Raw genomic sequence first — 12,552 nt, forward strand, 5'->3', positions numbered from 1 at the left:
AGCGTGGGGTTCACTCCGTCACCCGCACGGAAGGACGATCAATGATCCCCGAAGGTTTCACGCCGGTTTGCGTGAACACGTCACGCCACATCGAGAAGACCCTGGCCACCGAAAACCGCTCGACGACCGCACGCGCGCGCGCTGCCATGAGTGCCCGCATCTCGTCATCGCTCATCAAGGTCGATAAGGAATTGGCGAGTTCCTGCGGGTCACCGACTTGACGAACCAGCAGGCCGTCATGGCCGTGCGTGATGATGTCTCCGGGACCCGCGTCGCAGTCGAAGCTCACCACCGCACAACCGCTCGCCATCGCCTCGACGATCGTCATCGAGAAGCCTTCGAATCGCGAACTCAGCACGTATAGGTCCGCACGCTCGTACCAGTCAGGCATATTGCCGACCTGACCCGGCAGGAGCACGCGCTCACCCAATCCCGCCGCGACTATCTGTGCAACGAGCGCATCCCGGTCATGGCCATCTCCGAGAATGACGAGATCCCACGCGGGAAAATCGCTCGCGATCCGGCCGAAGGAGTCGATCAGAATATCGAAGCCCTTTTGCTCGGCCATGCGTCCCGCCGCGAGCAATACGCGACGCCCGGCGCCGACCACCTGCTGGGGCGGCACGATAGGCTCCACGACAGGAATCGGCAGCGAGATCGAATTCGGAATCACGGTGACGGCCTTGCAATTGCAGTTGTCCTGCAACCACAGCTTGCTTTTCTGCGTCAACGCGACGACCTTGTCCGCGAAGGGGTACGTCCAGCGGCGCAGAAACTCCCAGAGCTTTCCTTCGAAGAGCATCGGCGGATGAATGTGCTCGGTCGCAATCACCTTGCAAGGCAGACCGAGGCCGGCCAGGATGGCGAGGATCGACGGCCGCGTCTCGATGCCGAGCACGACATCCGGCTTCACCTGTCTGAGCACGCGGCGCAGAGCCAGCATCCGGCGCGCATTTGCGAATATCGCACCCGCCAAACCGCCGCTGCCCCCCGCGAGGTCGAGGGTAATGCGTTCGACCGAGTCGTGTAGCGCATAGAAGTCGCTTGCAGTGGATGTCAACGTCACGACAGTGACGTCCAGCCCTTGCGCGACCCATTCGCTCGACAGGTTCATTGCCACGCGCTCCGCACCGCCGTAATGCAAGGAATGGATGAACAGCAGAATCTTCATAGCGGACCCGTCTTGTTCTTTAATGAGCCGTTTGACAACGTGAAAAACAGATAGCATACGAACGAACAGAGGCCCATGACGCCGGTTGCAAGAACGACCCCCGTGATGCCGAGCCATCGAATCAGGAAGTAATTGGCCACCACCTTGACGGCGAAATTCGCGGCCGCGATGCCCGCCATTGCTTTAAAGCGGCCTTCGCTAGCCAGCAGCTGAACCAGCACCAGCACCGAGAAGTAAAACGGTATCTGAATCAATCCCCAGCGAAACAGGCCAGACACCGCCACCGTGTCCGCAGCGCTAAAGGCGCCGCGCTGAAACAGCAGCTTCACCACCATCGGCGCGAGAAGCCACGCCACCACCGCCACCACGCAACCGACCGCCAGCATGAATAGCGACCACTTTAGCGCGATGCTTCGGGCGCGAGCGTTGTCTCCTGCACTCAGCAGCTCCGATAAAACCGGCAAGGTCGCCCGGCTGATCGCCACGGCGCCCATGCTGACGAGCAGGCCGAGCACGCGGCTGGCATAGCCGAGCGTCGCGATGTTGCCGTCGCCGAGGCCCGCCACGAAATACTGGTCCAGCGGCGTAGCCAGACTCATGATGAACTGGCCGATCATGAACACGCCGACCGCGCGGTACATGTGTGGCCACTGCGGCGAGCTGACAGAGAAGCTGAGCCGTGCGCGGATGTTGTCGGCACGCCCGGAAAGCACGCCCAATATCACCGCCTGAAGGAGAAAGCCGAGCGTGCTGCCCAAGATCAGCGGCAAGGGGGAGCTCGGATCGTGCCAGGCCAGCACGAAGCCCAGCAACACGACCGCCGGCACGCACTCCAGCAGCGTGTTGACATGCTTTTCGCGTGCCTGGAGCCGTGCCGCATACACGCAGATCGTCAGCATGACGATGCCGACCGGCGCCATGCCGAGCATCATCCGGCGCGACATCAAGCGGGTTTCTTCCGACAGGTTGCGCGCCATCAGGTCGAGCGCATGCGGCCAGGCGAAATAGAGAAGGACCGCGAACACCACGCCGACAAAAATCGCCATCACGTCGAGTTCGCCGAGAAACTTCGCTTGCTCCTGCCTGGGCCTCCCGCGCAGCTCGACGAGAGCCGGCACGAGCACGACGCTCAGTACAGCGACAAACGTAGCCGGCAGCCAGGTGACCAGCGTGAGCGTGAGCTGATAGGCATCGACGACATTGCTGATGCCATACCGATACGCGATCGCCATTTCCTTGAGCGCGCCCGCCGACTTGCCCATGAGCGCGAACAGGGAAACCCAGACCGCACTGCGTGCGATCCGCGAATGATCGGGATGAATCTGCAGCAGACGGCTTCGCCAACCTGCGATCTGAGACATTGACGTTACTGCCTTAAAAAGATCAACGCGTTGCGCATCCGTCATGCCGAAGCACGCCCGTGAGACCGGGCGTCTGAAGACATCACCTTTGCGATACGAACTCGATGTACCAGGGCATCGCTTTGGACAAGCCTTCTACCAAGGGAATCGTGTTTTCATAGCCGAGCAGCCGCTCCGCCTTGTCGACATTTGCCTGTGAATGCCGGACATCGCCGGCGCGAAAAGGCCCGAACACCGGGCGCTTGTCGCAGGAGACACCGTTGTCGGCGAGCACGGACCGCAAGCCGTCGTAGAGCTGGATCAACGTTGTGCGATCGCCGACGGCGACGTTGTACACCTCGTTCCTCGCCGCCTCGTCCGCCGTCGCCGCCAGGATGTTCGCCTTCACTACGTTGTCGATAAAGCAGAAGTCCCGGCTGGTTTCGCCGTCGCCATTGATCACGACGTCGTCGCCGGCAATGAGCGCGGCCGTCCATTTGGGAATGACCGCGGCGTAAGCGCCGTCCGGATCCTGGCGCTTACCAAACGCATTGAAGTAGCGCAGGCCAATCGTCTTGAAGCCGTAGGCACGAGCAAACACCGATGCGTACAGTTCATTGGCGTACTTGGTGACGGCATACGGCGAAAGCGGCTCCCCGATCTGGTCTTCGACTTTCGGCAAGCCGGGATGGTCGCCATACGTCGCGCTCGATGCGGCATACGTGAAGCTCGACACTTGCGCGTCGCGCGCGGCCACGAGCATATTGAGGAAGCCGCTGATGTTCACTTCGTGGGTCGCGATCGGGTCAACCACCGAACGCGGAACCGAACCCAGCGCCGCCTCATGCAGCACGTGATCGACGCCATTGACGGCGTTCACACAATCTTCCGCACGCCGGATATCGCCTTCGATGAATCTGAAGCGCTGCCATTGCTCCGGCGAAACGACGGAGCGTACTTCGTCGAGATTGCGCTGGTAGCCGGTAGAGAAATTGTCGAGTCCGACCACGGTCTGGTCGAGCTTGAGCAGCGCCTCCAGCAGATTCGAACCGATAAAGCCGGCCACGCCGGTAATCAACCACTGCTGCGGATGCCCGGCGAGTTGTTGCCGTGTTGTGTCGTAGCGATCAGGCATCGATGCCTCCGGATAAGATGAGGAGGCCATCACGTCGTGATGGCCTCGCGTGCGATGTGCTTAGGGTCTGCTAGAGACGCAGATCACTGGCGTCCGCGGGCAGCAGGTACTTCAGGTCGTACAGTACATGCCCGGGCTTGCCGAAGACACGAATGGCTTGCGCGCCCAATTCCTGGAACCGGCTGTGCGCGACGGCCAGAATCGTCGCGTCGTAGACGCCGTCGGCGGGATGCTCGATGGGGTCCAGGTTGTGTTCGCGCCGGGCCTCCTCTTTCGAGACCCACGGATCGTAGACATCGACTTCGACGCCGTATTCCCGCAACTCGGCAACGATATCGACAACCTTGGTGTTGCGCAGGTCCGGACAATTTTCCTTGAAAGTCAGACCCATGATCAGCACGCGGGCACCGGCGACGCCGATCTGCCGCTTGGTCAACGCCTTCACCAGTTGCGACGCAACGTAACCGCCCATGCTGTCGTTCAGGCGCCGGCCGGCGAGGATGATCTCCGGGTGGTATCCAATGGCCTGCGCCTTGTGCGTCAGATAATACGGATCGACGCCGATGCAATGGCCGCCCACCAGACCCGGTCTGAAGGGCAAAAAGTTCCATTTGGTTCCGGCTGCCTGCAGGACCGACTCCGTGTCGATTCCCATCTTGTTGAAGATGATCGACAGCTCGTTGATCAGCGCGATATTGACGTCGCGCTGCGTATTCTCGATGACCTTGGCCGCCTCGGCGACGCGAATGCTGCTCGCTTTGTGCGTGCCCGCGACGATGATCTCGCGGTACAGCGAATCGACGAGTTCAGCGATCTCCGGCGTCGATCCCGACGTGACCTTTCTGATATCCATCACGCGGTGCGCCTTGTCGCCCGGATTGATCCGCTCGGGACTGTAGCCGACAAAGAAATCCACGTTGAATTTCAGCCCCGAGGTCCGCTCGAGAACCGGCACGCATTCCTCTTCCGTGGCACCCGGATAGACGGTCGATTCATAGATGACCACGTCATTCTTTTTCAGCACGCGGCCGATGGTCTCGCTGGCGCCGATCAGGGGCCGGAGGTCAGGACGCTTGTAGTCGTCGATCGGCGTCGGAACGGTTGCGATGTACACGTTGCAGGCTTTGAGCTCCTCCACGTCCGACGTGAAGGTCATGCCCGTGGCCGCGGCCAGTTCTTCATCGCTGACTTCGAGCGTGATGTCCCGTCCTTCACGTAACGCCGAGATGCGCACGCCGTTGATGTCGAATCCCACCACCGGGCGACGCTTGCTGAACTCCACCGCAAGCGGCAATCCGACATAGCCAAGACCGACCACGGCGAGTTTCAGCTCGTTTAACGAATGCATGATTGTTGCTCCCCTTTATTATAGATACGCGTCTTTTTTAAAACCCCGTGCAAGATTCAATTGGCCTGAACCTTTGCACGGGCTATACGCGCGCTATTTCATTGCCGAATCGGAGTAATAGGCGTCGTATGCGTAGCCGCCATACCGGCGCGACTGGGCGTAATTGCCGCGACTGACCTTGAATCCATTCAGCAGAATGCCTTCCACTTTCGAACCGGTTTGCGCCAGACGCTTGACCGATTCCGAGATCTCGCCGGCGCGCGTATCGGCGAAACGCGCGACCATGAATATCGAGTCGGCGACGGGCGCCATGGTCACCGTATCCGACACGGCAAGGATGGCGGGTGCGTCGAGCAGCACAATGTCGTAGCGCTCCGAAGCGGCACGAATGGTTGCCCTGAAATTGCTGCTCAACAACAGTTCAGCCGGGTCGTGCGGATACTCGCCGCACTGCAGGACATCGAGATTCGGCAGCACTTCCTTGTGCACGGTGTCTTCGAGCGAGCCAGTGCCGGCGATCACGTCGGCAAGCCCCGCGGCGCGCGGCAAGCCGAAATACTGGTTCAGATGGCCGCGCCGCAGGTCACCGTCCACCAGCAGCACGCGCTTGCCGCCTGCGGCGAGCAAGGTGCCGAGATTGGCTGACAGGAACGACTTGCCGATACCCGGCAACGGCCCCGCGAGCATCACCACGTTGTTGCGGTCGCCGTTCATCGCGTATTGCAGCGACGCGCGCATCGTGCGCAGCGCTTCTACAGCCGGGTCCATCGGGTATTGGAAAGCCAGAGCCAGCTTCTCTTCGCCCGTGGTGGACATTTTCCGCGTCAGCTGGAACTGCTGGTCGCTGACCGGGATCGTCGCGTACACGCTCAGGCCGGTGCGGGACTCCAGCTCTTCCGGATCGGCCACGCCCTTGAACAGGAAATCACGCAGGAAGGCAAGCCCGATACCGATGAACAGCCCCAGCACCGCCGCGATCAGCAGCACGAGCGCTTTCGCGGGCTTGACCGGCCGCTCGGGGACGTCCGCCGTATCCAGCAACTGCACGGAAGCGGACTGACCGGCCTTGACCAGCCGCAGGGTGTCGATGTTGCTACGCAACGCCGCGTACATGTCGGAGCTCATGCGCATGTCCCGCATCAGGCGCAGCGCACCTTGCTCCGCCGTCGGCATGGCCTTGACGCGGCTCGCGAGACTCTCGACGTACTTGTTGGTGCTGGCGATCTGCTGGTCTATCGCCACCACGCTCGGGTGCTCGGCCGTCAAGTGAGCGGTCAGGTCCTGGCGCTGACGCTTGAGGTCGTAGAGGCGCGAGTCCGCTTCAGTGGCCTGTCGCAGGATGAGTCGGCTTTCCTCGTCCGCATCCAGAAGTCCGTGGCTGTTGCGATAGGTGTTATAGGCTTCTTCCGCCTGCTCCATCTGGCGCTTCGCCCCCGGCAGCTGCTGCTCGAGGTAGTTCAGCGACTTCTCGGCGTTGGCACCCTTCTGGTTCACGTTCTGGCGCACATACACCGCGCCGATATCGTTGAGGATGTTGGTCACGAGAACCGGGTCGCGGCCTTCCAGCAGGACGCCCAGCACATTCGACTTGTTGCCTTGCTCGTCGATCTGGAGGCCCTTTTGCAGCTGTTCGAGGGCCTCCTGACGCGAGTGGCGCGTGAGATTGAACACGGCCCCGCTCTCGCCGTCGATCTTGCTCACGAGCAGATTGATCGGCCCGTGGCTGCTTTCGAATTGCTCATCGACGCCGACGCGTCCGGTGACCGGCTGTTCCAGTCCCGGTCCGCGCAACTGGTACTGGCCGCCGGTCAATGCGGTGACGGTGTACGCGTTGCCTTCCTGTTTCCTCGGCACTTCGAACGTCGCCACGCTGATCGATTCGTCACCCCAGACGAAGCCGCCCCAGCCGAAGAGTCCGGGCGTCATCCGTGTGTCGGTGTGACGCGCGATCAGGCCGCCGAGCACCGGCAGGCGCTTCGGCTCGGCTTCGATGTAGAGCTTGAGGTAATCCACCGTCTGCATGGCGATGGCTTTCGACCTCAGGATCTGCATTTCGCCTTCGGCCGAGGACTTCTCCTGGAACAACGACGACGCATTGCGCACCAGATCTTTCGAATCCGGCAGCGCGGTCGGCGCATTGTCCTCGACCCTGATCGAGATACTTGCTCGATAGATCGGCGTCGCGCAGAACGCGTACAAGGCGCCCATCAAAATGAAGGCCGCTGTTATCGCGGCGATCATTACGCGGTGATTAATCAACGTATCGATGATCGATCCAGGATCGAATTCATCATTACGTTCGGATAATCCCTCTAACGCTAGATTTTTGTGTTTCATGGGCACGTCTCGTCACGTAGTTTTATTTGACCGCTTTTGCAAGCGGATTCGAACGAGGGAAATGCGCGATTTAGCAGTAATGGTCCTTTTCCCTGACGCCACAATACGCACCGTGCTGCGCCAAGTATGCGCGGTAGTGCACACAATCTTCCCGGTGCTGACTCGCTATAAGCGGCCTGGCAAGTTTTTGAGGAAGCGGGAATCGGTTTTTTTAGAATAAGGGAAAACCACAAAATGTCCGACCAGACAGATTCGATTTTTCACGGTGCTCTGCTGGCGCGCGCAGGCAGAGTCTCCCGTCGTTTTCAGGGAGGTCAGGAACGCAGGTTCGCAGCCGGGCGGCAGCGAATTTTTGGATTGCCTGATGGACGCGTCAGGCAATGCATCCGAACATCGCGTGACAGACAGCGGCTATAAGAAGGCTTGTGAGCTTGCCGCGTTCCAGCCGCGGCTTGCCCTTTCCAGAAGACGATGACGCGTTCGCGGACGAGCTACCGCATCAAGTATTTCGCGCTGTTGTGACGCGACGCTGTGCGGCCAGCTCGCGACCGACGCGGCGTATCTCGGCCTCGCCCAGCGCAAGCGCGTCTGCGTTCGTATGCACCGAGTAGTAACCGAGCACCAGTGGATACGGATGCTTGATAGCGGAGCCGATGACGAACGACGTCGCCTCCTCGGCGTGCAACTCAATGGGCGCGCCGTCGGATTCCTCGAACACGGCGAGTTGCCCTGCCTCGATCGGCTCGGACGCGTTCAGGCGGCCCTCGTCAATCGCCAGCCACGCGACATTGTGCCCGGCAGGCGGCGCGTATCGCCAGGTCTCTCCCGCGCTCAGTTGAACATGGAAGTAGTTGATGCCTTCAGGCGCGCGAATGTCGCTCGCCGCGGACCCGTGGCGGCCGAGGATGACGCGGACCGGCCCATCCGACTGGACCTGGGCCGGCGAGATGTACTGGCTTTCCGGCGGCGAGTTCTCCATCGATGGCGGTAGCGCGACCCAGAGTTGAAACAGGCGTACGGTTTCCCCCGGCAATACATTGCCGTCGTGCCAGACACCATTGCCGGCCTTCATCCATTCGAGACCGCCGGCCGAAAGCTCGCCATTCTTGCCGGTCGTGTCCGCATAGGAGATGCCGCCACTCAGCACGGTGGTGAGCGTGGCGATGCCCGAGTGCGGGTGGAAGCCGAACATCGGTTTACCGGTGGGCACGACCACGGCGTGATCGAGGAACACGAAAGGCTTGATCAATTCTCCGATATCGCCGGGACTGGCCAGGCGAGCAATGCCGCCGTGCGCGCTGCCGCCGGTGCGAAAAGCAATCCGGCGCGGCGCAAGCGCTGTTTCCTGAATCGGGGTGAGTACGGCTGTGTCGATGTTCATGGCTCTGCCTCGAGAAAAAAACGATACACGTAAGGTAAGAGCTTGCACTCCATCTTAAAAGCCTATATTTTTAGATTTCACCTATCGTCTGGAGCGATGGACATGCTTGATGGCCTCACACTGGACCAGCTTCGGACCTTCATCGCGGCAGTCGACGAAGGCAGCTTCTCAGCGGCCGGACGCAAGCTTCGGCGCGCGCAGTCGGTGGTCAGTCAAACCCTCTCGAATCTCGAGGCCCAGCTCGGGGTGAAACTGTTCGACCGCACGGCCCGTTACCCGCAGCTCACCGACGCCGGCAAGAGCCTGCTGCTTGACGCGCGTTCCGTGGCTGACACGATCGATGGGTTCAAGGCGCGAGCGCGCGCAATGCGAGACGGTCTGGAGCCCGAACTCTCGGTGGCGATGGACGTGATGTACCCGATGGACAGCTTGACGAGCGCGGCAGCTCAATCCCAGAAGGATTATCCGCACACGCCGCTGCGGCTCTATGTCGAGGCGCTGGGTGGTGTGATGAAGCTGGTACTCGACCGGATTTGCAACATCGGCGTGATCGGCACTCTGCCGATCGTGACGGACGAACTCCAGGTCGAACTGTTGCGCGAGCTCGAGCTGGTTACCGTCGTGAGCCCCGCTCATCCGCTTGCGAAGCGCCGCGGCCTCGTTTCGGCGGCCGCCATCAAAAAGCACGTGCAACTTGTGCTCAGCGACCGAACCGCACTGTCCCAAGGAAGCGAATTCGGTGTCCTGTCGCCCTCGACGTGGAGGCTCGGAGATCTGGGGGCCAAGCATGCCTTCCTGAAGGCGGGACTGGGCTGGGGCCATATGCCGCTGCACATGGTCAAGGAGGATCTCGAAAGTGGCAGCCTGGTGACGATTCGCATTGAAGGCCTGCCGCGCGAAGTCGTGATGCCGATGAAGGTTGTGTACCGCAAGGACGCGCCGCCGGGGCCGGCTGCCCGCGCCTTCATCGCACGACTGGAAAAGTAGGCTAATTACCGCGATTTGGTCTGAACTAGATCTGCGTAGAGAGAGTACAGAAACGCGATCAGCCCGCGTCCACCATCACCAGTTCGGAATCTTCGAGGGCGGAGATCTGCACCGCGGCGACCTTCGTGATCGCCACGCCGTCTAGCGGCCCAACGGGCTCGCCATTCACTTCGATGCGTCCCGACGCCACGACGAGATACGCGCGACATGCCGGACCCAACTCGTGTCGAACGCTTTCGCCAGCCCTTAGCATTGCGCCAAGCACACGCGCATCGGCGCGAATAGGAAGCGCGCCTTCATCGCGGGCGAACCCGCTGGCGAGAGCGACGAAACGCCCTGACCGGTCGCTTTTGGGAAACGGCCGGGTATCCCATGCCGGTTCACCACCGGCCTCACGAGGCAGCAGCCAGATCTGGTAAAGCTTGAGCGGCACGTCGCCCTTGTTGAACTCGGCGTGGCGTATGCCCGTGCCGGCGCTCATGACCTGGACATCGCCTGCGTGGATCGCTCCCTCGGAACCCAAGGTATCTCGATGCCCGAGCAGGCCCTGGCGCACATAGGTGATGATCTCCATGTCACGGTGTCCGTGCAGGGGGAAACCGGTGCCGACCGCGATCTCGTCGTCGTTCCAGACAATCAGTGGACCCAGGGCGGCGTGCGCGGGATTGCCGTCGGCGCTGACCACGAAGTGATGTTTCGCGCGCAGCCAGCCGCGTTTCGCCCCGTCCAATGATTTCCAACGTCTGTGTGTGAGCATGTTCTCCTCTGTTTCGAGCCACCGCCAATGCGGCGCGCGTCACCTGTGCGAGCGGCCGAGTTGAGCGCCGCTGCAGATGATGAGCGTGGTGTTTTGGGTGAATTCCGCCGTGGTTTCAGCGTGCGGTATGCAGGCCGGCGCCGGCTGGCAGCTTCTCATTGACAAGCATGCCGATGGCGATTCGATACCCGGACCGGTGTCGGCCAGGCGGGAAAACGCCTGGCCGTCTCACGCACGCGTAGGCGGTGCGAATTTGAATGACGTTCAGCCAAACAGCTTGTTAGCCGTCCGGGCGATCAGTTCGCCCTGGTGGCGAGCACCGGCGAGCTCGATAGCGCTCGGCTGGCGCTGACCTTGTGCGCCTGCGATGGTCGTGGCGCCATACGGAGAGCCGCCGACAATTTCGTCCAGCGTCATCTGCCCCTGGTGGCTATACGGCAGGCCGACGATGGTCATGCCGAAGTGCAGGAGGTTGGTGATAATCGAAAACAGCGTCGCCTCCTGTCCGCCGTGCTGGCTGGCGGTCGACGTGAAGGCACCGCCGACCTTGCCGTTCAATGCACCGCTCATCCAAAGACCGCCGGCCTGATCCAGAAACGTCGCCATCTGCGACGAGATGCGCCCGAAGCGGGTCGGTGTGCCGACGACGATCGCGTCATAGTTGGCGAGTTCGGCAACCGTCGCAACGGGCGCTTGCTGATCGAGCTTGAAGTGGGCGCCCTTCGCCACGTCCTCCGGCGCGGTCTCAGGCACCCGCTTGACGTCGACCGCCGCGCCCGCCGAGCGCGCGCCTTCAGCGACGGCTTCCGCCAGCGCTTCGACATGGCCATACGAGGAATAATATAGAACCAGAACTTTCGACATTTCGACCTCCTTCCTATATCTGCGGTGATGCCACTGTGGGAAAAGTTGTGCGCCCGACAACACGCACCGTGTTGCTGCAAGGGCCGATCCAGGTGAGACGATCCGAACGGTCGGTCGGTCGTCTCATCGGAGCCGTCTTCCTAGCTCGCGGTCAGAGGCGAAACGCCCGATGCTGTCCGCCCGGAGCGCGCATCGAGGCTGAACGCGCCGGCACCGAAGTAGGTGATCTGCAAAAGACCACCGGCCATCATCACGTTCTTGAGAAAATGAATCATCTGGTTCTGATCGGCGAAGTTGTGGTGAAAAAACAATGCCGTGACCACGCAGAATACCGCCATTGCCAGCGATACGGCGCGAGCCCTGTAGCCCGACAGCAGCAGCAAGCCGCCGCCCAGTTCGGTCAGCACGGCAACACCGAACGCGAGCGGCGGTACGGGCAGACCCATGGCGGCAATATAGCCAACCGTCGCAGCATACGCTCCGAGCTTGCCCAGCCCACTCATGACAAACGGCGCGCCGATCAAGATGCGGCCCAACAACGGAAGAAACTTAAAACGGTCCATGACAATCTCCTGAAAAGAAATGACGACTGGCATGAATGCTACGGCCGCAATGTTGATGCGCATATCTCCGTGGAGGCAAAGTATCGTTGCTTCTGGCAGAACGATAAGGTTCAGTCAGCGCATGCCAATGGACCGGATCGCTCGCCTGGACGATCGCCGGCGCTTCGCAGAGGTTGTGGGGCGTGGAAGCTATTCGGCGGCCCTGGAGCGGGCCGGCCTAGACGTCGAAGCTCGAGCGTCGCGTTCGCGCCCGGCCTGCAATTCGGGAGGCGTCCAAACAAGCCGCCTGGAGCAGTTATGTTGCGAGATGAGCGCCGTCCACGGCTAGATCAGCGTCCGTCACGAAGGAGGTGATGGCCGTCGCCCGTGACGATGCTCGCTTTCCGTTCAAGAGCCCGGCTCATGTTGCCTCTGGCGTCAATGCGTGAACAGCGGCGCAACGTCGATGTAGATACGGTAGTCGTCGATTTGCCGATCGCGCACCCGCCAAGTCGTCACGGGCAACCTTTGCGCGCCCGATGACGGGGTCGTTATCGGCATAGACAAACGTGCAGTTGTCCGTCAAGAAGCGCGCTAACCGACGCTCGTCCTTCGAATCAACCGCCTCGTACACCTCCGATACATATTCGAATGCCGCTGTGGACGCCTCGGTGGACATGTCGAGTCTCC

The 12,552-nt window shown here is 61.3% G+C and carries 10 protein-coding genes; 1 reads left to right on the forward strand and 9 read right to left on the reverse strand.

Annotated elements, in window-relative coordinates:
• Positions 1-10: 10 nt before the first annotated feature.
• The 6 genes from P0D96_RS19730 to P0D96_RS19755 form a co-directional block, all read right to left on the reverse strand.
• Positions 11-1,171: a glycosyltransferase family 4 protein gene (locus tag P0D96_RS19730; protein ID WP_408314919.1), complete on the reverse strand. Its 1,161-nt coding sequence runs from the start codon at positions 1,169-1,171 to the stop codon at positions 11-13.
• Positions 1,168-2,532 (reverse strand): murein biosynthesis integral membrane protein MurJ, encoded by a 1,365-nt coding sequence (gene murJ / locus P0D96_RS19735; RefSeq protein WP_132377534.1) that lies wholly within the window; start codon positions 2,530-2,532, stop codon positions 1,168-1,170. The genes P0D96_RS19730 and murJ overlap by 4 nt, the downstream gene beginning before the upstream one ends.
• A gap of 82 nt (positions 2,533-2,614) precedes the next feature.
• Positions 2,615-3,646 (reverse strand): SDR family oxidoreductase, encoded by a 1,032-nt coding sequence (locus P0D96_RS19740; RefSeq protein ID WP_408314921.1) that lies wholly within the window; start codon positions 3,644-3,646, stop codon positions 2,615-2,617.
• A gap of 70 nt (positions 3,647-3,716) precedes the next feature.
• Complete coding sequence (gene tviB / locus P0D96_RS19745; protein ID WP_408178171.1) at positions 3,717-4,994, reverse strand: Vi polysaccharide biosynthesis UDP-N-acetylglucosamine C-6 dehydrogenase TviB; 1,278 nt, start codon at positions 4,992-4,994, stop codon at positions 3,717-3,719.
• Between the two features lie 93 nt (positions 4,995-5,087).
• Entirely contained in the window at positions 5,088-7,331 is a 2,244-nt protein-coding gene (locus P0D96_RS19750) for a polysaccharide biosynthesis tyrosine autokinase (protein ID WP_408314923.1), read from the reverse strand.
• A gap of 499 nt (positions 7,332-7,830) precedes the next feature.
• Positions 7,831-8,712: a pirin family protein gene (locus P0D96_RS19755; protein WP_408314924.1), complete on the reverse strand. Its 882-nt coding sequence runs from the start codon at positions 8,710-8,712 to the stop codon at positions 7,831-7,833.
• A 102-nt stretch (positions 8,713-8,814) separates the two neighbouring features.
• On the opposite strand from P0D96_RS19755, the gene P0D96_RS19760 reads away from it, so the two are divergent.
• Positions 8,815-9,699, forward strand: coding sequence for a LysR family transcriptional regulator (locus P0D96_RS19760; RefSeq protein WP_408314926.1), 885 nt, complete (start codon positions 8,815-8,817; stop codon positions 9,697-9,699).
• Between the two features lie 58 nt (positions 9,700-9,757).
• Here P0D96_RS19760 and P0D96_RS19765 read toward each other — a convergent pair whose 3' ends face one another.
• The 3 genes from P0D96_RS19765 to P0D96_RS19775 all read right to left on the reverse strand — a co-directional run bounded on the left by P0D96_RS19765 (position 9,758) and on the right by P0D96_RS19775 (position 11,883).
• Positions 9,758-10,456 (reverse strand): pirin family protein, encoded by a 699-nt coding sequence (locus P0D96_RS19765; protein ID WP_408178174.1) that lies wholly within the window; start codon positions 10,454-10,456, stop codon positions 9,758-9,760.
• A 264-nt stretch (positions 10,457-10,720) separates the two neighbouring features.
• Complete coding sequence (wrbA, locus tag P0D96_RS19770; protein ID WP_408178175.1) at positions 10,721-11,320, reverse strand: NAD(P)H:quinone oxidoreductase; 600 nt, start codon at positions 11,318-11,320, stop codon at positions 10,721-10,723.
• A gap of 140 nt (positions 11,321-11,460) precedes the next feature.
• A complete protein-coding gene (locus P0D96_RS19775) occupies positions 11,461-11,883 on the reverse strand; it encodes a DoxX family protein (protein WP_408314984.1) in 423 nt (140 codons plus the stop codon).
• Positions 11,884-12,552: the final 669 nt, after the last annotated feature.

The organism is Paraburkholderia sp. RL17-347-BIC-D, assembly GCF_046027915.1.
Lineage (GTDB): Bacteria > Pseudomonadota > Gammaproteobacteria > Burkholderiales > Burkholderiaceae > Paraburkholderia.